Annotated in this window: 19 protein-coding genes and 2 tRNA genes; 4 read left to right on the top strand and 17 right to left on the bottom strand. The window is 65.8% G+C overall.

The annotated features are described in order from the left end of the window. Positions 1 to 10: 10 nt before the first annotated feature. Positions 11 to 1,057, bottom strand: a complete 1,047-nt coding sequence (gene thiL, locus FBY31_RS05145) for a thiamine-phosphate kinase (protein WP_142037706.1) — start codon at positions 1,055 to 1,057, stop codon at positions 11 to 13. Positions 1,058 to 1,149: 92 nt separating this feature from the next. Here thiL and FBY31_RS05150 point away from each other — a divergent pair, with 92 nt between their 5' ends. Next, positions 1,150 to 1,653, top strand: coding sequence for a DUF3515 domain-containing protein (locus tag FBY31_RS05150; protein ID WP_142037709.1), 504 nt, complete (start codon positions 1,150 to 1,152; stop codon positions 1,651 to 1,653). Between the two features lie 82 nt (positions 1,654 to 1,735). Here FBY31_RS05150 and FBY31_RS05155 read toward each other — a convergent pair whose 3' ends face one another. From FBY31_RS05155 to leuC, 6 genes are all read right to left on the bottom strand, one after another. Then, on the bottom strand, positions 1,736 to 2,884 hold the full coding sequence (locus FBY31_RS05155) for a D-alanine--D-alanine ligase family protein (RefSeq protein ID WP_142037712.1): 1,149 nt from the start codon (positions 2,882 to 2,884) through the stop codon (positions 1,736 to 1,738). A 2-nt stretch (positions 2,885 to 2,886) separates the two neighbouring features. Beyond that, entirely contained in the window at positions 2,887 to 3,939 is a 1,053-nt protein-coding gene (locus FBY31_RS05160; RefSeq protein ID WP_442858162.1) for an NAD(P)H-dependent glycerol-3-phosphate dehydrogenase, read from the bottom strand. Continuing rightward, a complete protein-coding gene (locus FBY31_RS05165) occupies positions 3,929 to 4,705 on the bottom strand; it encodes a lysophospholipid acyltransferase family protein (RefSeq protein ID WP_142037715.1) in 777 nt (258 codons plus the stop codon). The genes FBY31_RS05160 and FBY31_RS05165 overlap by 11 nt, the downstream gene beginning before the upstream one ends. Positions 4,706 to 4,715: 10 nt before the next feature. Then, complete coding sequence (murA, locus tag FBY31_RS05170; RefSeq protein WP_142037717.1) at positions 4,716 to 6,041, bottom strand: UDP-N-acetylglucosamine 1-carboxyvinyltransferase; 1,326 nt, start codon at positions 6,039 to 6,041, stop codon at positions 4,716 to 4,718. A 149-nt stretch (positions 6,042 to 6,190) separates the two neighbouring features. Beyond that, entirely contained in the window at positions 6,191 to 6,793 is a 603-nt protein-coding gene (gene leuD / locus FBY31_RS05175) for a 3-isopropylmalate dehydratase small subunit (protein WP_142037720.1), read from the bottom strand. 8 nt (positions 6,794 to 6,801) lie between these two features. Next, a complete protein-coding gene (gene leuC, locus FBY31_RS05180; protein WP_142037723.1) occupies positions 6,802 to 8,268 on the bottom strand; it encodes a 3-isopropylmalate dehydratase large subunit in 1,467 nt (488 codons plus the stop codon). A 111-nt stretch (positions 8,269 to 8,379) separates the two neighbouring features. Here leuC and FBY31_RS05185 point away from each other — a divergent pair, with 111 nt between their 5' ends. After that, on the top strand, positions 8,380 to 9,099 hold the full coding sequence (locus tag FBY31_RS05185) for an IclR family transcriptional regulator (protein WP_066292257.1): 720 nt from the start codon (positions 8,380 to 8,382) through the stop codon (positions 9,097 to 9,099). A 74-nt stretch (positions 9,100 to 9,173) separates the two neighbouring features. Beyond that, positions 9,174 to 9,725, top strand: a complete 552-nt coding sequence (locus FBY31_RS05190; RefSeq protein WP_142037726.1) for a DUF1697 domain-containing protein — start codon at positions 9,174 to 9,176, stop codon at positions 9,723 to 9,725. Positions 9,726 to 9,752: 27 nt separating this feature from the next. Here the strand turns inward: FBY31_RS05190 and FBY31_RS05195 are convergent, their stop codons facing one another. The 8 genes from FBY31_RS05195 to FBY31_RS05230 all read right to left on the bottom strand — a co-directional run bounded on the left by FBY31_RS05195 (position 9,753) and on the right by FBY31_RS05230 (position 18,003). Continuing rightward, positions 9,753 to 11,366 carry a GTPase gene (locus tag FBY31_RS05195; RefSeq protein ID WP_142037728.1) on the bottom strand — a complete coding sequence of 538 codons (1,614 nt, stop codon included), beginning with the start codon at positions 11,364 to 11,366 and terminating at the stop codon, positions 9,753 to 9,755. Next, positions 11,363 to 13,144 (bottom strand): dynamin family protein, encoded by a 1,782-nt coding sequence (locus tag FBY31_RS05200; RefSeq protein WP_442858163.1) that lies wholly within the window; start codon positions 13,142 to 13,144, stop codon positions 11,363 to 11,365. Before FBY31_RS05200 ends, FBY31_RS05195 begins: the two co-directional genes overlap by 4 nt. A 537-nt stretch (positions 13,145 to 13,681) precedes the next feature. Further along, positions 13,682 to 13,757, bottom strand: a tRNA-Glu gene (locus FBY31_RS05205). A 139-nt stretch (positions 13,758 to 13,896) separates the two neighbouring features. Continuing rightward, positions 13,897 to 13,968: transfer RNA gene (locus FBY31_RS05210), tRNA-Gln, on the bottom strand. A 109-nt stretch (positions 13,969 to 14,077) separates the two neighbouring features. Continuing rightward, entirely contained in the window at positions 14,078 to 14,815 is a 738-nt protein-coding gene (locus FBY31_RS05215) for an HAD family hydrolase (RefSeq protein ID WP_142037731.1), read from the bottom strand. Further along, on the bottom strand, positions 14,815 to 16,329 hold the full coding sequence (gene gltX / locus FBY31_RS05220) for a glutamate--tRNA ligase (RefSeq protein ID WP_142037734.1): 1,515 nt from the start codon (positions 16,327 to 16,329) through the stop codon (positions 14,815 to 14,817). Before gltX ends, FBY31_RS05215 begins: the two co-directional genes overlap by 1 nt. A gap of 54 nt (positions 16,330 to 16,383) precedes the next feature. Beyond that, a complete protein-coding gene (locus FBY31_RS05225) occupies positions 16,384 to 17,160 on the bottom strand; it encodes a fumarylacetoacetate hydrolase family protein (protein WP_142037737.1) in 777 nt (258 codons plus the stop codon). A 42-nt stretch (positions 17,161 to 17,202) separates the two neighbouring features. Continuing rightward, positions 17,203 to 18,003: an MBL fold metallo-hydrolase gene (locus tag FBY31_RS05230; protein ID WP_142037740.1), complete on the bottom strand. Its 801-nt coding sequence runs from the start codon at positions 18,001 to 18,003 to the stop codon at positions 17,203 to 17,205. Positions 18,004 to 18,094: 91 nt separating this feature from the next. On the opposite strand from FBY31_RS05230, the gene FBY31_RS05235 reads away from it, so the two are divergent. Continuing rightward, positions 18,095 to 18,703 (top strand): hypothetical protein, encoded by a 609-nt coding sequence (locus tag FBY31_RS05235; protein WP_142037743.1) that lies wholly within the window; start codon positions 18,095 to 18,097, stop codon positions 18,701 to 18,703. A 91-nt stretch (positions 18,704 to 18,794) separates the two neighbouring features. Here FBY31_RS05235 and FBY31_RS05240 read toward each other — a convergent pair whose 3' ends face one another. Together FBY31_RS05240 and FBY31_RS05245 are read right to left on the bottom strand one after the other, a co-directional pair. Beyond that, positions 18,795 to 19,907, bottom strand: a complete 1,113-nt coding sequence (locus tag FBY31_RS05240; protein ID WP_142037746.1) for a branched-chain amino acid aminotransferase — start codon at positions 19,905 to 19,907, stop codon at positions 18,795 to 18,797. A gap of 102 nt (positions 19,908 to 20,009) precedes the next feature. Then, positions 20,010 to 21,062 (bottom strand): 3-isopropylmalate dehydrogenase, encoded by a 1,053-nt coding sequence (locus tag FBY31_RS05245; RefSeq protein ID WP_142037749.1) that lies wholly within the window; start codon positions 21,060 to 21,062, stop codon positions 20,010 to 20,012. Positions 21,063 to 21,222: the final 160 nt, after the last annotated feature.

Raw genomic sequence — 21,222 nt, forward strand, 5'->3', positions numbered from 1 at the left:
GGCGGCGACCTTAGTGTGCAAAGTGATCCCATCCCCCGGCATCCGCGGACCGGCCCGCAATCTTGACGCTCGGGCTTTCGTTGCTTCCCAATGCTTGTACTGAGCCTATCGCAGCAAATCCCGGAGGCAGCTGAACATCAGCAGGGAATGTGGCAATCAGGCCGTGGTCCTCCCCGCCGTTGAGCACCCATCCCGCGGGATCCGTTCCCAGCAACTCCGAGGCGGGCCGCAACACTTCCCCCAGCACCTGCAGTTGCGCCGGATCCAGATCGAGGGCGATACTGCTCGCTGTTGCCAGCCGCAACGCATCCCGCAGCAGTCCGTCCGAGATGTCCAGCATGGCAGTGGCACCGGCGGCCCTGGCTGCGGGTCCTGCATCCAGCGGTGGCCGCGGCCTGCACTGCAGGTCCAGGAAGGCGCGCTCGGTTTCGCCCAGAGCATTGACGTTGACGGTGGACTCAAGGAGGGCCAGCCCTGCGGCAGCGTGTCCGGCTGTACCCGCCAACGCAAGAACGTCCCCCGGCTCCGCCCCGGACCGCAGCACGGCGCGGCCGCCGTCCAGGGTGCCGAGTACGGCAACGGTGACCGAAATTTCCCGGCCGCGGCCCAGGTCGCCTCCCGCCACCGAACACCTGGTGGCTCCAAGGTTCCTGATCCCGGCCGTCAACCCATCCGCAAGGTCCTCCACCCAGCTGACCGGCGTCCGGGGCGGAAGGGTGAGGCTCACGACGAGGGACGTGGCGGTGGCCCCCATGGCATTGATATCGCTCAGATTCTGCGCCGCGGCCTTCCAGCCGACGTCGAACCCGGTGGTCCGGTAGCCATTGGGCCATTCGAGACGGAAATCCTGGTCCTGGACCTGGGTGTCGATGCTGATGACGGTCTTCCCGTCCGGCGCCGCCACCACGGCGGCGTCATCCCCCGGCCCCAGCAGCGTGGCCTGGGAGTGGGATCCTTCCATCGAAAGGCGGGGGAATATCCGTGCCAGCAATTCGGCTTCGGAGAGGGCACCGACGGCGGTGGGCTGCGCGTGGACGGTCAAACGGTTCTCTGGCACGCCACTACGCTACAGCGGACCGGCGGACATTGGCTGCCGGCACATCCGCCATCGTGTCCTGGCCCGGGCGGCTGCGGCGATAGGCTTGGAGTATGCACCGCCCCCACGCTTCCCTGACCGCCCGCGCTGCCAGGACAGCACTGATCGGGGCTTTTGCGGCCCTCCCCCTGGCCGCCTGTTCGCCGGTGGTGGACGTGCCGGCTGCCAAGGATGCGGCCAACCCGGCGTGTGCTCCCATGATGGTCGCGCTCCCCGAAGCCATCGGGGCCTCCGCGCTGCGCAAGACGAACAGCCAGGCCACTGCCGCCTGGGGCGATCCCTCACTGGTGGTCCTGCGTTGCGGCGTGAACGTGCCGGGACCCACCACCGACCGGTGCGTTACCGTCAACGGGATCGACTGGGTCATCAAAGAAGGCGACCCTGTCTGGACGCTCACCACCTATGGCCGGGAGCCCGCCACGGAGATCTTGATGGACCCGGACAAGATCAGCTCCGCCACGGTTCTTGCCGACCTTGCCGTTGCCGCGGCAGAGGTCCCGGCCGGCAGGAACTGCGTGGGCCAGGAGGAACTGCAGAAGCTCCCGGAGAGCCAATAGGTTTCGACGAGCTCAACCACCGGAGCAGGCGAGCTCAACCACCGGAGCAGGCGAGCTCAACCACCGGCTCCCGGAAAAAGGGTCAGCGGAGGCCCGTCTTCCGATTCAGTGCCAGGTAGATGAGTTCGTCGATCAGGTCTGCGTAGCCCAGGCCGGAGGCGGCCCACATCTGCGGGTACATGCTCTTGGGGGTGAAGCCCGGCATGGTGTTGATCTCATTGATGATCAGCCGGCCGTCGGGTGTGTAGAAGAAATCGACCCTGCTCAAGCCCTCTGCACCCACCGCGTCAAAGGCAGCCGCCGAAAGTTCACGCACCCTGGCGATCGCTTCCTCGGGCAGGTCTGCGGGGCAGCTGAGCGCTGCGGCGTCGTCCTCGACGTACTTTGCGGTGAAGTCGTAGAACTCGTGGGTGCCGCCGGCCACGGAGATCTCGCCGGGCATGGAGCTCCGGGGAGCATCAGTGCCCCTGCCTTCAAGCACCGCACATTCAATCTCACGGCCAACAATTCCCGCTTCAATGACGAGTTTGAGGTCGTGCCGCCGTGCTTCCTCAATGGCGGCATCCAGCTCATCCATAGAGTCCACCTTCGAAATACCCATCGAAGATCCCGCCCTCGCAGGCTTGACGAAGACGGGGAAGCCGAGCAGGTCCACCTGTTTCCGCACGGACTCCGCATCTTTGCGCCACTGCCTGTCGGTCACCGCGATGTAGGGGCCCACCTGAAGGCCGGCAGCTTCAAAAACCACCTTCATGAAGTGCTTGTCCATGCCCACAGCGGAGGCCAGGACACCCGCACCGACGTACCGGGTGTCTGAGAGTTCCAGGAGCCCCTGGATGGTGCCGTCCTCACCGAAAGGGCCGTGCAGCAGCGGGAACACCACGTCCACGGCTCCAAGCTCCTGGGGGACCTCGTTCGGGGAAGTCACGATCAGCTGCTGTTCGCCGCCGATCTGGGCCAGCGTCACTGTTTTCTGCGACGGGACCACCTCGGGAAGCGAGGATGCTGCAAGGGACCACTGTGCGGTGTCGGCGGGGGCAAGGACCCACTGCCCGGTCTTGGCGATCCCGATCGGGATCACCTCATACTTGTCCTTGTTAATGGCACCAAGGACGCCGGCAGCGGTAACACAGCTCACGGCATGCTCGCTGGAGCGTCCGCCGAAAAGTACTGCCACCCGGGGCTTTGCCCCGCCGGCCGGCTCTGCTGCGGTCACTTCGTGGTGGGACATGGTCAGTAATCGCCTTCAGGTTTCAGTTCCCGGGCCAGCAGGACAGGCCCCAGTTGGTCAACGGACAGCTTGCCTGCCAGCACGGCGACGACGGCGGCCGTGATGGGCATTTCGACGCCCCGTTTTGCTGCCAGTTCGTGCACAGCCTGGCCGGACTTAATGCCTTCGGCGGTTTGGGTCATCTTTTGGCCCACTTCCTCCAGCGTCAGGCCCTGGCCCAGCAGCCGGCCGGCGGTATGGTTCCTTGAAAGGGGCGAAGAGCAGGTGGCCACCAAGTCGCCCAGGCCCGCCAGGCCGGCCATGGTTTTCGCTTCGCCGCCAAGCGCCAGCGCCAGGCGGGACGTCTCGGCGAGGCCGCGGGTGATAACTGATGCCTTGGTGTTGTCCCCCATTTGCCGGCCCTCACAGATGCCCACTGCCAGCGCAATGACGTTCTTCACAATGCCGCCGATTTCCACCCCCACGATGTCCGCCGTGGTGTAGGGCCGGAAATAAGGTGCAGTGCAGCTGCGGGCAATCCAGCCGGCCGCAGCGGAATCAGTGCATGCAACCACAGAAGCCGTGGGCTCCTCGCGGGCGATCTCCATCGCCAGGTTGGGACCGGAAACGACGGCGATGCGCTCGGCGGGAACGCCAAGTTCCTCGCTGATGACCTCGCTCATCCGGGCGTCGGTGCCCAGTTCCAGGCCCTTCATCAGTGAGACCACCATGGCACCGGGGGCGATCATGTCCTTCCAGCCGCGCAACTGCGGACGCAGGGACTGCGCCGGCACGGCCAGGACCACCAGGTCCGCCCCGTCCAGCACATGGCGGACCTCGGTGGAGGCCGTAATGCTTTCCGGGAGGGCGATGTCCTTCAGGTATTGGCTGTTTTGATGGACGGTGTTGATTTCCTCCACGACCTCACTGCGGCGCCCCCAGAGCCGGATGGCACGCGGCTCACCGGCCGCGGTGGCGGCATCGGCCAGGATCTTCGCAAACGTGGTCCCCCAGGAGCCGGCACCGAGCACGGCAACGGAACGGGCGGATCCGCCGCGTTCCCCCTCAGGAATCACCGGGCATCCGTTCGCCGGCTTGCTGCTGCCCGCGGTCCACGAAGCGCCCCGGCTTTGCCTGCTGCTGCTTGGCCGGATCCCAACGCACCGCCGGAGGCTGCTCTCCCCTGAGCTCCGCCACGAGGCCGGTGATGGCGTCCATGATGGCATCGGTGGCCGCGGTCAGCGTGGCTTTGTCCAGGGGACGGCCGGAGAAGGCGCTGAGGTCCACGGGATCACCCACCACAACTCGGGACTGCTTGCGCGGGAAGATGTGGAACCGCTTGCCGTAACGCGGGAACACCTCGTGCGCGCCCCAGTGTGCGATCGGAACCACGGGAATGCCGCCCTCAAGGGCCAGGCGCGCCGCGCCGGTGTGGCCCTTCATGGGCCACAGGTCCGGGTCACGCGTCAGCGTGCCCTCCGGATAGATGATGATGGCGCCGCCCTCGGCAACAATCTCCTGCGCGACCTGCAGCGAGCGGTTCGCCCCCGCCGTCGAACGCTCCACCGGAACCTGCTTGGTGGCGCGCAGCAGCCAACCCAGGGCGGGCACCTTGAACAGGCCGGCCTTCGCCAGGAAGTGCGGGATACGCTTCTGGTTGTACAGCATGTGGCCCACCACGAGCGGATCAATTTCCGTGCAGTGGTTGGGGGCGGCAATAAATCCGCCGGCGGGAAGCTTTTCCGTTCCCTCCCACTTTTTGTCCATCATGAGGTTCAACAACGGGCGGGCAACGCCGGCGATGAATATGAAGGTGGCCCTGCTTTTCGCAGACTCTTTCACGTCCGTACCGCTACTTCGTGGGGGTGATGTCGAAGTCGGCGCCCAGTCCGGCCAGCTTTTCGGTGAAGCGCTCGTAGCCCCGGTTGATGATGTCGATTCCCGTGACCCGGGAGGTTCCCGTCGCAGCGAGGGCCGCGATCAGGTGGCTGAACCCGCCACGAAGGTCCGGCACGTCGATGTCCGTTCCCTTGAGCTGGGTGGGCCCGGAGATCACTGCGGAATGCAGGAAGTTCCGCTGGCCGAACCGGCACGGCACGCTGCCCAGGCATTCACGGTGCACCTGGATGCTGGCGCCCATGCGGATCAGTGCGTCGGTGAAGCCGAAGCGGTTCTCGTACACCGTCTCATGGACGATTGAGACACCTTCGGCCTGGGTCAGCGCCACCACCAGCGGCTGCTGCCAGTCGGTCATAAAACCGGGGTGCACATCCGTTTCCAGGACCAGGGGGTTGAGCTTCCCGCCCCGGTGGTAGAAGCGGATGCCGTCCTCGCCGATGTCCATGCCGCCGCCCACCTTGCGGTAGGTGTTCAGGAACGTCATCATGTCCCGCTGGGAAGCGCCTTCAACGTAGATGTCACCCTTGGTAACCAGCGCCGCAGATGCCCACGATGCCGATTCGTTCCGGTCCGAGAGCGCCCGGTGGTTGTAGCCGCCAAGGTCGCGCACGCCTTCGATGCGGATGGTGCGGTCCGTCTGGACGCTGATGATGGCGCCCATCTTCTGCAGCACGGCGATCAGGTCGATGATCTCCGGCTCGGTGGCGGCTCCGGAGAGTTCTGTGATGCCCTCGGCGCGGGTGGCGCTGAGAAGCACCTGCTCCGTGGCCCCCACGGACGGGTAGGGCAGGGAAATCTTCGCGCCGTGCAGGCCCTTGGGAGCGGAAATGTGAATGCCGCCGGGCCGCTTCTCCACCACGGCACCGAACTGGCGCAGCACATCAAGGTGGTAGTCGATGGGACGGTCGCCGATCTTGCAGCCGCCGAGGTCGGGAATGAATGCTTCGCCGATGGCGTGGATCAGGGGGCCGCAGAGCAGGATGGGAATCCGGGAGTCGCCGGCGTGGGCATCAATCGCGGTGCTGGGCGCAGTCTTGGCTGCTTTCGGGTCCAAAGTGAGATCCCCGTTGACGGGATCCTTGACCACAGTCACGCCGTGGAGCTGCAGGAGGGAGGTGACTACCTCCACATCCTTGATCTCCGGCACGTTCCGCAACACGGACGGTTCGTTGCCCAGCAACGCTGCCACCATCGCCTTGGGAACGAGGTTTTTCGCTCCCCGCACGGTGACGCGGCCTGTCAGCGGGACGCCGCCGCGGATTGTCAGAACACTACTCATATACCGGTTTCCTCACGATAACTAGCCCCAAAAAACTTGCAAAGGCTCCAACCAAGCATAGGAGGTCGCGTTACCGAACCGAAATACGCGGGCGACGGCGGCAGGGCGTGGCGGAGCGCCGTCGCGCAGTCAGAGGTACTTCCGCCCGCTCAGGAAAGGCGTGCCGGCAGGGTTTTCGGCAGGAAGGCAGGGCGCGTGGCCTCGAAGGCAGTGATGTCCGCCTCGTGCTGGAGGGTGAGCCCGATATCGTCCAGGCCTTCGAGCAGGCGCCAGCGGGTGTAGTCGTCGATGTCGAAGGGTGCCACGATGTTGCCGCACACCACCGTTTTGGACACGAGGTCCACGGTGACCTGGGTGCCGGGAGCGTTTTCGAGCTCTTTCCAGATCAGTTCGATGTCGTCCTGCGCCACCTGGGCCGCCAGCAGGCCCTGCTTGCCGGAGTTGCCGCGGAAAATGTCGGCGAACCGGGACGACAGGACTGCTTTGAAGCCGTAGTCCTTCAGCGCCCACACTGCGTGTTCACGGGAGGAGCCGGTGCCGAAGTCGGGACCTGCCACCAGGACGGAACCGGTGTTGAACGGTTCCTGGTTCAGGATGAAGGAGGGGTCCTTGCGCCACGCCGAAAACAGGGCGTCCTCGAAGCCTGTGCGGGTGATGCGCTTGAGGTAGACGGCGGGGATGATCTGGTCCGTGTCCACGTTGCTCTGGCGCAGCGGGACGCCGGTTCCGGTGTGGGTGGTGAACTTTTCCATGGCGGGTCCTAGGCTGCGTCGGTACGGATGGGGGTTCGGGCAGGCTCAACCACCGGCTCGGGATCAAGGTCCGACGGCGAACTCAGGGTGCCGCGGATGGCAGTGGCTGCGGCCACCACCGGGGACACCAGGTGGGTCCGGCCGCCCTTGCCCTGGCGCCCTTCGAAGTTGCGGTTCGAGGTGGACGCGCAGCGCTCCCCCACCTCCAGCTGGTCCGGATTCATGCCCAGGCACATGGAGCAGCCGGCAAAACGCCATTCCGCCCCGAAGTCCTTGAAGACCTTGTCCAGGCCCTCAGCTTCGGCCTCCAGGCGGACACGCGCCGAGCCCGGGACCACCAGCATCCGGATGTTGGGGTCCTTTTGGCGGCCGCGGATGATGTCCGCAGCGGCACGGAGGTCTTCCATCCTGGAGTTGGTGCAGGAGCCCAGGAAGACGGTGTCCACGCGGATGTCCTTCATCGGCGTGCCGGCCTCAAGGCCCATGTACTGCAGGGCGCGCTCGGCGGCAGCCTTGGCGTTCTCGTCGCCGAAGTCCTCCGGAGAGGGCACGGATTCGGACAGGGAGACGCCCTGGCCGGGGTTGGTGCCCCAGGTGACGAACGGCTCCAGGGTGTCGGCATCCAGGTCAACCTGCACGTCAAAGGTGGCGTCGTCGTCGGTACGCAGGGTGTTCCAGTACTCCACGGCGGCGTCCCAGTCGGCGCCCTGGGGCGCGTGGGGCCGGCCCAACATGTATTCGTAGGTGGTCTCATCCGGCGCTATCATTCCAGCGCGGGCACCGGCCTCGATCGACATGTTGCAGATGGTCATGCGGGCGTCCATGGACAGGGCCCGGATGGCGGAGCCGCGGTATTCCAGGACGTAACCCTGGCCACCGCCCGTGCCGATCCTGGCGATGACGGCCAGGATGATGTCCTTGGCCGTGACGCCCGGACGGAGCGTACCTTCGACGTTGATGGCCATGGTCTTGAACGGCTTCAGGGACAGCGTCTGGGTGGCCATCACATGTTCCACCTCGGACGTTCCAATGCCCATGGCCAGCGCCCCGAAGGCTCCATGGGTGGAGGTATGCGAGTCGCCGCACACCACTGTCATGCCCGGCTGGGTCAGGCCCAGCTGCGGGCCCACCACGTGGACGATGCCCTGCTCCGCGTCCCCGAGGGAATGCAGCCGGACACCGAACTCGGCGCAGTTGTTGCGCAGCGTCTGGATCTGCGTGCGGCTGGTCAGATCGGCGATAGGCTTGTCGATGTCCAGCGTGGGAGTGTTGTGGTCCTCCGTGGCGATGGTCAGGTCCGGGCGGCGCAGCTTGCGGCCGGCCAGGCGCAGGCCTTCGAACGCCTGCGGGGACGTGACCTCGTGGACAAGGTGGAGGTCGATGAAGAGAAGGTCGGGCTGGGCGTTGGCTCCATCGCCCTCGCCTTTGCGCACCACGTGCGCGTCCCAGACTTTCTCGGCCAATGTCTTTGCCATGGCCATCTCCCTTCACTGCTGTTGACTGATGGATCCACTGAACCAGTACGGCTTCACACTGCGCCAGCCGAAAGATTTGCATCTCAGATATTGAGACGGCAATATCATTACATGGACAATTCTAGTGGAGTCGGTGTCATTGATAAAGCGGCGCATGTGCTTGATGCGCTCGAGGCCGGTCCCACCACGCTGGCGCAGCTGGTGGCGGCAACCGGACTGGCCCGGCCCACGGTCCATCGCCTTGCCCTGGCCCTGGTGCATCACCGGCTGGTCAGCCGCGACATCCAGGGCCGTTTCGTCCTGGGAAGCCGACTCGTTGAACTCGCCTCGGCTGCAGGCGAGGACCGTTTGATCGCATCCGCGGGACCGGTGCTGATGCAGCTGCGCGATGCCACCGGCGAGAGCGCACAGATCTTCCGCCGCCAGGGCGACTGGCGCGTCTGCGTAGCCTCCGCCGAGCGCCCTATCGGCCTGCGCGACACTATTCCGGTAGGCACGCAGCTGTCCATGAAGGCAGGGTCAGCCGCCCAGGTGCTGCTTGCCTGGGAGGACCACGACCGCCTGCTCGAAGGGCTGCAGTCGGCCCGCTTCACACCGACGGTCCTGGCAGGAGTACGACGGCGGGGCTGGGGCCAGAGCCTCGGCGAACGCGAGCCGGGGGTCGCCTCCGTGTCAGCACCGGTGCGCGGACCGTCCGGCCGCGTGATTGCGGCGGTTTCAATTTCCGGTCCCATTGAACGGCTTACCCGGCAGCCGGGGCGGTTGCATGCGGAAGTGGTCTGCAACGCCGGCCGCATCCTCACCGAGGCGCTGCGCAAGAACAACGACTGATGCAGGGGACCTGCTAACGGCAGGAACACCGGCTGACGCCCTGGGCCGGTGCAGCGGGCGCTAGGATTTTCGCCATGGGCAGCTACTCAGTGTTTCTCCGCGGCATCAACGTGGGCGGCATCAACATCAAGATGGCAGAGCTCCGGGAGGCGCTCAAGTCAGTCGGATTCCCGGACGCCCGGACCCTGCTTGCCAGCGGAAACGTGGTGTTGACCAGCAACCTGGACGCCGCCGCCGTGAAGCGGGAGTGCGAGAAATGCCTCCGGGACACCTTCGGCTACGATGCCTGGGTGGTGGTCCTGGATGCAGCCCGGGTGGCCGAGCTGGTGGCTGCCTGCCCCTACCCGGATGACGATAAGAGCACCCACACCTACATCACGCTCTCCTCAGATGTTGGCATGCTGGACGAACTCGAAGCAGCCGGAGCCGCGCTGGAGGGCGGGGAGCAAAAGAGGCTGGGCCCGGAGGCGCTGGCCTGGCTGGCACCTGCCGGCGGAACGCTGGACAGCCCGTTCAGCAAGATCACGGCCAAGAACAGGTTCAAGGCCTCCACCACCACACGAAACCTGCGCACCCTCATCAAAGTCAGGGACGCCGCCGCGGACCTTGAGGCCGCCGGCGGCTGACTAGCCGGTCCGGTGCGACCCTTGCTTCTACCCGGCCGCCGTCTTCAGCGCCGCATTGAAGGCCGCAAGCCGGCTGACTTCAACCTCCACGGGTTCCACTACGAGTTCCTGGGCCACGGCTGCCACCGCTGCGTTCAGCCGTTTCCGCGCACGCGCTGCCCGGGCGTTGGCGGCGGCCGCGGCAATGAAGCGTCCGGTTATCGCAAGGAAGATTCCCAACACCACCCCGACGGCGATCATCAGTGTCGGGACCGGCCAGCCCTCCACCCTGGGCACCTCCGGTACGGGCAGCTGGAAGTAGCCCAGCGCAGCGAGCACACCGAGCCAGCCCAGGCCTCCCAGTACTGTGAGCAGGGCCAGCCATTGCACCACGTTGAACAAGCCCCACCACCACGATTTACGGTTGGCGGCAAGGTCTGTTCCGGCGACGGCCTGGTCAAGTGCATCCGGCAGTCGCTCCCTGCCCTCCCTGGCGGCACCCCGGATCGCTGCCCGCCAGGGACCAGGAGCGCCCGCACTGGCGGCGTCGGCAAATTCCCGCACCGCTGCATCAGTCCGGGCGCGTTCCGGGGCTCCGGCCGGCGGCAGCGAGGTGCGGTTCAACTCCGACGGTGCGGTGCGGCGCAAGTTCAGCCGCCGCAAAGGGTCGGGCCGGAACCGGGAAAGCCACCGCGTGACAGGCCAGCCTGTCCGCTTCACTGATTCAAGCCGGTAGGACTGGCCCACTGCCCGGACCACAGCCGGCACATTCGCCGCAACCGCCAACTCGTCGGCAAGGCGCGCCGTTGTACCGGACCGGACCCCGGCCGCCTCGCCGCCACCGGACACTGCGCCCAATTCGGTTGAAGCCCGGGTGATGTCGGCAGCGAGCCGCTGCGACTGGGCTTTGCGCTTCCCCGCAACGCTCCGGATGCTGTCCCGGACCTTGTCCACGCCTGTCCCGGTGAGTGCGGACGCCGCGAGAACCTGGACCTTGGCGAGGCCGTCGCGGGCAAGGATGGCCCGCAGCGACTCCAGTACGGGCTGCACGTCCTGGGCGGGAAGGCGGTCCACCTGGTTAAGGACCACCAGGGTGACGGCGCCGTGCGAGGCCAGGCGGGACAAGAAGTCGTTGTGGACAGCCGCGTCGGCGTACTTTTGGGGATCAAGGACCCACACCAGGACGTCGACGAGCCCCACCATCCGCTGGACCACTTCACGGTTCGCTGCCCGGGTGGAATCAAAGTCCGGCAGGTCCAACAGGATCAAGCCGGTGTCCTCGTCGGCGAAGCCCTCCACGGCTGCCGCATGGTGGCGGTTCCGGACCTCCAGCCAGTCCAGCAGCGGTTCGCTGCCCTCCGCTCCCCACACCCCCGCCAAAGGCTCCGATGTGGTCGGACGCCGCGCCGCCGCCGTCGCGATTTCCGCTCCGCTCACGGCGTTGAACAGGGAAGACTTTCCGCTGCCGGTGGCGCCGAAGAACCCCACCACCGTATGGTCAGCGGACAGCGACCGCCGGGTGCTGGCACGCTCCAGCACGCCGAACACTTCCTGGAGCGACTCATCGGGGAGGACCCCTTCGCCCAGCTCCCGGGCGTCGTTGAGGGCGGAGAGCCGGCGGTCCAGCCGCGACGAGTCGCGGGTGTCGCTGTGGCGACTCATGCAGTGCCCGCCAGCCGGGCCAGCGCATGCGGGTGCGCGGCGAGGGACTGGGCGGTACCGTCATCGCTTACCGGAAGCCGGGACAGGAATTTCTGCTGTTCGTCCTGCAGCAGACGCTGGCACCGGATGTGCAGGTCCTCCCGCGCTTTTTCGGCCATCCGCCGGACAGCCTCCTCGCCGAAAACCGCCTCCAGCAGCCGCTGGCCCACAACCGCGGTTCCACCCGCCACCCCGACTTCGAGACCGGTCAGTCCGGCAGTCATCGAGAACACTACGATCATCAGGGCCGCGCCCAGCCCGTTGATCCCGAAGGACAGCCAGCGGGCATGGGTCCGCTTTCCCTGCCCCTCGGTGCGGATCAGTTCCATCAAGGCTTCCTGCCAGGCCCTGATTTCGGCGGCCGCCCGGTCCTCGAAGCCCGGAGTTGTCCCGGAAAGGTCGTCCGTACCCAACAGATGGCGTCCGGCGGGGTCGGTCCGCCAGCGCTGGTCCGTGTCCTCGGCGGCATTTGCGGCTTCGTGCACGATCACGGCCTGAAGGCCGGTCTCGATGGCTGCTTCCACCCGGATGGCGGGTGGCGGTTCACCGCGGAAGAAGGCGCCCACCCGGTCGCGGAAGCGGCCAACATTCTGTTCCAGGGTCCGGAAAAACTCACCGGTGCCCACAAAGTCCTGCCAGCGGGCCAGCACCTCGCCACGCAGGAGCGAGCCGTCCCTGGTGGCGTCAAGGATGCGGTTGGCCGCAGCATTGTAGGCCGAAACGGCAGCGGCTTCGAGATTGCCTGCCGCCTGCTGCTGTTCCCGCGCCGCCTGGGCCACTGCGGCAACGCGGCCGGCCAGGGCCCTGACGGTCCCGTTCAGGGTGCGGCGGGCGATCTCAGAACGGCCGGCGGAATCGGCGGCAAGATCTCCAAGCCAGGTGCGCAGCGGGAGGACTGTGCCGGCAGGGAGCATGCCCAGAGCGTCAAGTGTCGTTTCCGGAATGATGAACAGCTGGGCAGCACCCAGGCCTTCGCGGTCCAGGAGGCCACGCAGATCCTCGCTGACCTCAACTTCCGCCCCCGCCGGCACCCGGTCCAGCACCACGGCCACCATGATGTCCCGGCCGGCCGCGTCCAGGAGCAGTTTCCAGGGAACGGCGTCGGCATAGCGGTTGGCGGTGGTGACGAAAATCCACAGATCGGCAGCGGCGAGGAGCTGGCCCGCAAGCTTCCGGTTGTCGTCGGAGATGGAGTCGACGTCGGGGGCATCGAGGAGTGCGATTCCCTCGGGCAGTGCGGGGTCGGCTACGAGGACAAGGGAGGACATTGCGCCGGGGTCCGGGATGGGCCCGGCGCTTGCGGCCGGGACCGGGCTGCTGGTGACGTATCCGCGGATCCTGCTGAGGGTGGGCAGGACGCGCTGGCCCTCGAACCAGGCCGCCTCTGCCGGATGATGCAGGAGGATCGGCTGCCTTGTGGTGGGGCGGATGGCTCCGGACCGGGTCACCGGGTGGCCCACCAGGGCGTTGACGAGCGTTGACTTGCCCGCCCCGGTGGAGCCTCCGACGACGGCCAGCAGCGGGGCGTCAAGGCTCCGGTACCGCGGGAGGATGTAGTCATCGAGCTGGGCCACGGCGCTGGCAGCATCACGCCGGGCCTGTTCCGTCCCGGGCAAGGCCAGCGGCAGCGCCGCAGCGGCCAGATCACCACGCACCTGCTCCAACAGCGCCACAGCCGCCATCGCCCGCGGCGCTGGCCCTGCATCCTGTGGTAAGTCCTGCTCGTCCCGGGAGGTCACAGGATCATCATGCCAGTTCAGGGCGCCTTGGTCCCGTTCCTGCCCGCCCGTGCGGTTCCAAAATATTCGCAGCCAACGGTTTCATGGGCGAAGCGTCCGGGATCAATCGGCAGATCCAACGCCCCATCACCTCCTGCAGCTTTCCCTCCAACGCCCCATCACCTCCTGCAGCTTTTAGGGCATCGCTCCGGCAATTGCTGGTCAAGTTCGACGGCGGTGCTGCCACGGCAATGTGCCCTAGGTTTCCTCAGGCAGATTCCCCAGACTGATTGTGCCTTCCCGGATCTGTTGCAGGACGTGATGGAGCGTCGCCGGATCTGTTGCGGGAGGTGATAGAGCGTCGCCCGATTTGATGCGGGAGGTGATAGAGCGTCGCCGGATCTGTTGCGGGAACTGATAGAGCGTTACCCGATTTGATGCGGGAGGTGATAGAGCGTCGCCGGATCTGTTGCGGGAGGTGATGGCGGCTTCCCCGCCGGAGCGGGATTTGAGAGCGCAAAAGAAAAGGCCCCGGGCGTCTGCCCGGGACCTTTTCGTTGGTGACCCCAGCGGGATTCGAACCCGCGTTACCGCCGTGAGAGGGCGGCGTACTAGGCCGCTATACGATGGGGCCGTGTACTTTTTCTGTACTTCGTACCAGCGTTTCCGCTGGTCAAGCTCAGTGATTCTTTCACACACTTCACTTTGGTTTCAAATCGGCGGACCGGCTGAAACCGTCTGTTTCCCTGCCCGCAAGCGGGCTTTCAACAGAGCTGGGATACCAGGACTCGAACCTAGAATGACGGTACCAGAAACCGTAGTGTTGCCAATTACACCATATCCCAATGGCACTTTCGGGCCGGTTTTCAGGGCTTCATCCCTGCTCCGTGCGCCTCAGCACGAGAAATTACTCTACCCGAGACTTTCGGCTCGCACAAATCGGCCCGGTGTGACCTAGCTGACCAGTTCACCCAGGGATGCCACCATGCTGCCCTCAAAGTCCGGCACGGTCTCCCCCGCCCGGTTAAGCCAGACACCAACGAGGCCGGCCGCCGTCGAGCCCTCGGCATCGAGCAGGCGGTTGTCGCCGACATACAACGTCTCGGCAGGGTCCGTGCCCAGCAACCGGACCCCTTCGAGGTAAATGGCCGGATCCGGTTTCGCCACCCCCAGGGTGTCGGTTCCCACGAGGCGGCGGACGCGTTCAAGTCCTGCCCCGTCCAGCTTGGCGCGCTGGTAATCATGGACGTTGTTGCTGACCGCACCATAGGGGATGCCTGCCCGGTCCAGCCTGTCCAGCAACGGCATCACGTCCGGAAAGGGTTTCACGTAGGCGGGCTGTTTTTCCATGTACGCGTTGAGCCACTGGTGCGATTGCTCTCCTTCAGCCAGTTCAACCCCGAAATGTCCCAGCGCGGCGCGGCCGCGGAGCAGGCGCTGTTCGTTGAACGTGAGCTCTCCGCCCAGGTACCGGTCGTAGTAGTGGGTGGTCTCGTGCGTGAAGATTCGGCCGAACCGTTCCCACCCGGCCTGGTCGAGGCCGGGCAGGAGGTGTTCGCTGACCTCCCGCAGGGCGGTGGTCATGGAGTACTCCAGGTCAACCAGGGTGTCGTCGATGTCGAACAGCACCCCGCGGACTGCGCCGAAGGGTGTTTCCAGGACGGTGCCCTCTGCCTGGCTGGGAGCTGTCATCAGCCGCGGAAAGTCTTGAGCCGGCGGAGGGAGGACTCCTTGCCGAGGATCACCATGGACTCGAACAACGGAGGCGAGATGCGGCGTCCGGAAACGGCCGTGCGCACCGGCCCGAAAGCAAGGCGGGGCTTGAGGCCCAGGTCCTCGACCAAAGCCTGCTTCAGGGCGGCCTGGATGGTGTCCGGGCTCCAGTCCTCCACAGGTTCGAGCGCAGCGATGGCGGCGTCCAGGACCTCCGTCAGGTTCTCCGGCAACCCCTTGCGCGCATCCGCGGCAATATCGATCGCGTCATCAGGCTTGAAAAGGAACCCGAGCATCTCCGGCGCTTCGCCCAGCAAGGCGATGCGCTCCTGGATGAGGGGTGCCGCTTCGGCAAGGATTTCCTCCTGCCGTGCCGTGAGCTGCTCGCCCACGAGGCCGGCGGTCCTCAGGTACGGCACAAGCCGTCCCCTGAAGTCTTCGGGGTCAAGCATCCGGATGTGGGTGCCGTTGATGGCTTCTGCCTTCTTGATGTCGAACCGGGCCGGGTTGGCAAGGACGTCCTGGACGTCGAAGCTTTCAATCAGCTGGTCCACGGTGAAGATGTCCTCATCGGCCGAAAGGCTCCAACCCAGCAGGGAGAGGTAGTTCAGCAAGCCCTCTGGAATGAAGCCGCGGTCCCGCAGCAGGAAGAGGTTGGATTGCGGGTCACGCTTGGAAAGCTTCTTGTTGCCCTCCCCCATCACATAGGGGAGGTGGCCAAAGAGCGGCAGGTAATTGGCGACGCCGATCTCCATGAGATAGCGGATCAACACCACCTGCCGGGGCGTGGAGGACAGCAGGTCCTCGCCGCGCAGCACGTGGGTGATGCCCATCAGTGCGTCATCCACCGGGTTCACCAGCGTGTACAGCGGCGAACCGTCGGCACGGACAATGACATAGTCCGGGATGCTTCCGGCTTTGAACGTGATCTCACCGCGGATCAGGTCCGTGAATGTGACGTCCTCGTCCGGCATCCGGACACGGAGCACCGGCTGCCGGCCTTCGGCCTTGAAAGCCGCAAGCTGCTCTTCGGTAAGCTCGCGATCGAAGTTGTCATAACCCAGCTTGGGATCCCGGCCGGCGGCACGGTGGCGTGCCTCTACCTCCTCCGGGGAGGAGTAGCACTCGTAGGCGTAGCCGCCGTCAAGGAGCTTGGCGACGACGTCCTTGTAGAAGTCCAGGCGCTGTGACTGCCGGTACGGCTCGTGCGGTCCGCCGACCTCCACGCCCTCTTCCCAGGTGATCCCCAGCCATTTCAACGCCTCCAGCAGCTGCTGGTAGCTCTCTTCCGAGTCGCGGGCAGCGTCCGTGTCCTCGATGCGGAACACGAAGGTGCCCTTGGTGTGCTTGGCGTGCGCCCAGTTGAACAAGGCAGTACGGATCAGGCCCACATGGGGCGTCCCCGTAGGTGAGGGGCAGAACCGGACGCGCACCGGAGTGTCGGCGGTGACGGACGGGATGGAGGCAGCGTTGGGCGCAGAGGCAGTAGTCATAGTGCCTCCAACTTTACCGTCTGGCCAGCCCCTGTCTTTTGCCCTGCAGAACAATCACCGGCGCACGATCGGGTTGGAAAGCCGCCCAATGCCCTCGATTTCGACCTCGAAACGGTCCCCCGCGTTGACCAGGCCCACCCCCGCCGGAGTCCCGGTCATGATCACATCGCCGGGAAGCAAGGTGAAGGCCTGCGAGACCACGGAGACGAGTTCCCTAACGCCCCTGATCATCTGGCTGGTGCTCCCGTCCTGGCGCACCTCGCCATTGAGCCTGCCTTGGATCTGCAGGTCTTCGGTGTCCAACTCGGTCTCGATCCAAGGGCCCAGCGGCGCCGAGGTGTCAAAGCCCTTGGCGCGGGTCCACTGCAGGTCCGTCTTCTGGACATCCCGTGCGGTGAGGTCATTGCCGCAGGTGTAGCCGAAGATAACGTCATCAACGCGTTCCTCGGGCACATCCTTGCAGATCCGGCCGATCACCACGCACAGTTCCGCTTCGAAGGAGACTTCCTCGGAGAACTCCGGCAGCACCACAGGATCGTTCGGGCCCACGACGGCGGTGTTGGGCTTGAGGAAGAGGAGCGGCTGGGCGGGAACCTCATTGCCGAGTTCGTGCGCGTGCTCCACGAAGTTGCGTCCGACGCCGATCACCTTGCTGCGGGGAATGATGGGCGCGAGCAGCCGGACGTCTTCCAGCTTGTGGCGGACGGAGGTGCGCTCCACCCCGTTGAAGAAGGGGTCTCCATGGATAACAGTGACGACCTCACTGCCCGTGTCACCTTCGACAACGCCGTAGAGGGGATCAGAATCGACGACAAACCTGGCAATACGCATGGCTCCTACCCTACCGTCTCGCCAACCAGCCGCCGGGCGGCCCTACTGCCGCACTTCGCCGCCGCGCAGATAGTCAAGTTGCGCGGCAACAGAAGTTTCAGCAGCCCGCCTGACGGAAGGGTCGACGTCGGCATAGACAGCGTCCGTCACGTCGCCCACGGCCGCATCCCGGCCCAGCCCATCCAGGGCAGCGCGGATTTGCGCCAACCGTTCGAGACGGTGGCTGCGGTAGGCCCGGGCGATGTCCACAAGGGACGGCAGCACCGGGCCGTGGGCGGGAAGGACGGTCCCCGGCCCCAGGGCTTCCAGCCTATCCAGCGAGGTGAGGTAGTCAGCGAGGATCCCGTCCGGGTAGTCGAGCATCGTGGTGCCGCGGCCAAGGATGGTATCCCCGGACAGGATTGAACCGTAAGGGCCGTCGGCGGGGAGGTGGAAGCACACGGAATCGGAGGTGTGGCCAGGCGTAGCCACAACCCTCACCTCGACCCCGGCGGCGGACAGTACCTCGCCGTCCAGCAGCGCCGTGCCGGTTCCGTGGCAATGGACAGGATCCGCGGCACGGACAGGAGCCCCGGTCAGCTGGTGCAGCCGGGCCGAACCTGCAGTGTGGTCGCCGTGGCGGTGGGTGATGAGGATGAGGTCCACGGGCCCCGCGTCGGCAAGGGCTTGGAGGTGCGCCTCGTCCAGAGGCCCCGGGTCCACCACCACGGCGCCGGGAGAACCGGGCACCCGCACCAGGTAGGAGTTGGTCCCGTCCAGGCTCATCGGCCCGGGGTTGGGGGCCAGGATGAACTCCGTCAAGGCTGAACTGCGCTGGAGGATGGGTCCGGAAGCTGAAGTCACGTTCCCATCTTTGCAGTCCGGCGGAATAAGCGGGACCCTGGGGCGGGTTGTGGCTTAGAGATCACCACCCCCTACCGAAAGCACCGCCATCATGAGCACCGCACCAACTCCCGCCTTGTCAGAGCTCCTCGCCGGTGCTGCCGCGGCCGGAAACGACCATGCAGGAACTGAGAAGAGCACTGGCCTCCGGCACATCCACAACCACGCCACCGGTGCCGTGGTCTGGTTCCCCACCTGGCAGGCATTCCGCCGTACAGAAGACTGGGCGGAGGCAGTGGCTGAACAGGAAGCCGTGCTGGCCAGGGCCACCGATGACGGGACGTCAGTTGCAGCGGCAGCCGCCGAACACCTGGAGCAGCAGCTCGAGATCCTGCTTGAGAGGGCTGCCGTATCCGCCGACCCGAACGCGTTTGTGGAAGCCAACCTGGTGCCCCACCTGACCGAAACGTGGGCGGTAGCGGATGCCGTGGCCCGGACCTCCGGCGAACAGCTTCCCGACGGCGCTCCCCCGGCCGGGTTTGCCTCGTATCCCTACGAGTTGTACACCCAGGACGGCGGAGTTTTCGCCACCACCCTGTGGAACGACCTCCTTGATGCCCGGCGCCAGCGTGCCCTGGAGGAGGAAGCGGCCAGGAAGGCCCTCAAGCCCGTCTCCCGCAAGGCCCAGAAGAATGCGGCCAGGAAGGCTGCCCGGCGGTAGCTCCCCCGGGGCCGACGAAAGCCAGGCAAAACGGCGCCTGGCAGGAAGACCTGCCAGGCGCCGTCGTAGTTGTGGTGGCCGAATGCCGCAGTCAGGCCAGGCGGGTGAGCCAGCCGTGGGTGTCGGGGACCGCGCCGGTCTGGATGCCGAGCAGCTGTTCCCGGATGGCCATGGTGGTCTCCCCGGCCTTGGCGTCCTCGGAGCCGATGAATTCGGTGGCGTCCTTCAAAACGCCAATGGGCGTGATCACTGCCGCCGTGCCGCAGGCAAAGACCTCTGCAATGTCACCGGAGGCAACGCCGTCGCGCCACTCTTCAAGGGTGATCTTCCGCTCGGCAACTTCGCGGCCCATGTCCTTGGCCACCTGGATGACGGACATCCGGGTAACGCCCTCCAGGATGGTGCCGGTCAGTGCGGGGGTAACCAGTGAGCCGTCCTTCATCACGAAGAACACGTTCATGCCGCCCAGTTCTTCGACCGCGTCGTCGTTGAAGTGGTCCAGGAAGAGGACCTGCTTGCAGCCGTTGGCTTCGGCTTCCTGCTGGGCAATAAGGGAGGCAGCGTAATTGCCGCCGCACTTGGCATCGCCGGTTCCGCCGCGGCCGGCGCGGGCGTACTCGCGGGAGATCCAGATGGATACCGGCTTCAGCTCGCCGCCAAAGTAGTTGCCGGCCGGTGAAGCGATCACCCGGAAGGAGACCTCCCGGGCTGCGCGGACACCCAGGAAGGCTTCGGTGGCGATCATGAACGGCCGCAGGTACAGTGCCTCACCGTCGCCGCTGGGTACCCATTCCTTATCGGCTGCCACCAGTTCCCGGATGGCTCCAAGGAAGTACTCGGCCGGCAGCTCGGGCAGGGCAAGCCTGCGGGCGGACTTGTTCAGCCGCGCTGCGTTGGCCTCGGGCCGGAAGGTCCAGATGGATCCGTCAGCGTGGCGGTAGGCCTTGAGCCCCTCGAAAATCTCCTGGCCGTAGTGGAAAACCGCAGCGGAGGGATCGAGGACGATCGGCCCGTACGCTTCAATCCGGGCATTGTGCCAGCCGCCGTTGCCGTTCGCGTCCACGGTGTAGTCGACGATGGCGGTGTGGTCGGTGAAGTAGTTGCCGAATCCCGGGTTCGCCAGGATGGCTGCACGCTCTTCAGCAGACTTCGGGTTTGCCGAGAGTTGCTGGGTAAATTCGACGCCGTGGGCAGTCTGAGTCATGGTTCCTCCACGATCGGCCGCCTTGGATTCAGCGTTGAACGGCAAGGCGGCATTTGGTGATTCGAGACAAGCTTACGCCCGTTGCCGGCAGCCCCTGCGCGGCTAGAGACCGGCGGCGATGGCGTCGCCCACCGCGCTGGTGCTGCGCGCACCGCCGTCGCGCTTTTCGACGTCGGCAACGACTGCTGCTTCAATCCTGCGGGCCGCCGCGATGAACCCGAGGTGCTCCAGCAGGAGTGCGGCCGACAGGATGGCGGCGGTGGGGTCGGCCTTGCCCTGTCCGGCGATGTCCGGAGCCGAACCGTGGACCGGCTCGAACATGGACGGCGCGGTGCGGTCCATGTTGATGTTCCCTGAAGCTGCCAGGCCGATGCCGCCGGTGATGGCTGCGGCGAGGTCGGTGAGGATGTCGCCGAAGAGGTTGTCTGTGACGATCACGTCGAAGCGGGACGGGTCGGTGACCATAAAGATCGTGGCCGCGTCCACGTGCAGGTAGTCGTGGGTGACTTCCGGGAACTCCTGGGCCACGGCCTCGACCGTACGCTTCCACAGGTGACCTGCGAAGACCAGGACGTTGTGCTTGTGGACGAGGGTGACATGCTTGCGCTCACGGAGGCTGGCGCGGCGGAAGGCATCCCGTACCACCCGCTCCACACCGTGGGCGGTATTCAGCGAAACCTCGGTGGCCACCTCGTGTGGAGTGCCCGGGCGAAGGGTGCCGCCGTTGCCGACGTAGGGGCCTTCGGTTCCTTCGCGCACCACAATGAAATCGATGACGCCGGGATTGGCCAGCGGGCTCCCCACCGTTCCGTAGAGCCGTGAAGGCCGCAGGTTGACGTAGTGGTCCAGGCTGAAGCGGAGCTTGAGCAGCAATTCGCGTTCGATGATGCCTGACGGAATACGGGTGTCGCCGGGGGCCGCCCCCACGGCGCCGAACAGGATGGCGTCCCGGGTGCGGAGGTCCGCCAGGACGTGGTCCGGCAGGGTTTCCCCGGTGGCCAGCCAGTGCTCCGCGCCGAGCTTGTAGTGCGTTTGCTTAAGCTCTACGCCCTCTGCGGCCACGGCCTTCTCCAGCACCTTCAGTGCCTCCGCAATGACCTCAGGGCCAATGCCGTCGCCGGGGATAACTGCAAGATCGATGGAGGATGCGCTCATGCTCTCAGCGTAGCGAGGTCATCCATATGCTGGTCAAGCTGTCTCATGATGCGAACAGTGCCTCCGGCACCCTCTCTCAGTTCATGCAGGGAAACGGCAAACGCTCTCTCACCTTGAGGCCAGGGGTGAGAGAGCGTTTGCTAAAAAGGCGCGGAAAGTG

Origin of the sequence: Arthrobacter sp. SLBN-100 (genome assembly GCF_006715305.1) — a bacterium.
Lineage (GTDB): Bacteria > Actinomycetota > Actinomycetes > Actinomycetales > Micrococcaceae > Arthrobacter.

What these genes read in the sequence shown, in the direction of transcription:
- leuD (WP_142037720.1), bottom strand. Translation starts at nt 6,793, where the DNA reads ATGGAAAAGTTCACCACCCACACCGGAACCGGCGTCCCGCTGCGCCAG.
- murA (WP_142037717.1), bottom strand. Translation starts at nt 6,041, where the DNA reads ATGAGTAGTGTTCTGACAATCCGCGGCGGCGTCCCGCTGACAGGCCGC.
- FBY31_RS05245 (WP_142037749.1), bottom strand. Translation starts at nt 21,062, where the DNA reads ATGAGCGCATCCTCCATCGATCTTGCAGTTATCCCCGGCGACGGCATT.
- leuC (WP_142037723.1), bottom strand. Translation starts at nt 8,268, where the DNA reads ATGGCAAAGACATTGGCCGAGAAAGTCTGGGACGCGCACGTGGTGCGC.
- FBY31_RS05195 (WP_142037728.1), bottom strand. Translation starts at nt 11,366, where the DNA reads ATGAGTCGCCACAGCGACACCCGCGACTCGTCGCGGCTGGACCGCCGG.
- FBY31_RS05150 (WP_142037709.1), top strand. Translation starts at nt 1,150, where the DNA reads ATGCACCGCCCCCACGCTTCCCTGACCGCCCGCGCTGCCAGGACAGCA.
- FBY31_RS05190 (WP_142037726.1), top strand. Translation starts at nt 9,174, where the DNA reads ATGGGCAGCTACTCAGTGTTTCTCCGCGGCATCAACGTGGGCGGCATC.
- gltX (WP_142037734.1), bottom strand. Translation starts at nt 16,329, where the DNA reads ATGACTACTGCCTCTGCGCCCAACGCTGCCTCCATCCCGTCCGTCACC.
- FBY31_RS05240 (WP_142037746.1), bottom strand. Translation starts at nt 19,907, where the DNA reads ATGACTCAGACTGCCCACGGCGTCGAATTTACCCAGCAACTCTCGGCA.
- FBY31_RS05185 (WP_066292257.1), top strand. Translation starts at nt 8,380, where the DNA reads ATGGACAATTCTAGTGGAGTCGGTGTCATTGATAAAGCGGCGCATGTG.
- FBY31_RS05225 (WP_142037737.1), bottom strand. Translation starts at nt 17,160, where the DNA reads ATGCGTATTGCCAGGTTTGTCGTCGATTCTGATCCCCTCTACGGCGTT.
- FBY31_RS05235 (WP_142037743.1), top strand. Translation starts at nt 18,095, where the DNA reads ATGAGCACCGCACCAACTCCCGCCTTGTCAGAGCTCCTCGCCGGTGCT.
- FBY31_RS05215 (WP_142037731.1), bottom strand. Translation starts at nt 14,815, where the DNA reads ATGACAGCTCCCAGCCAGGCAGAGGGCACCGTCCTGGAAACACCCTTC.
- FBY31_RS05155 (WP_142037712.1), bottom strand. Translation starts at nt 2,884, where the DNA reads ATGTCCCACCACGAAGTGACCGCAGCAGAGCCGGCCGGCGGGGCAAAG.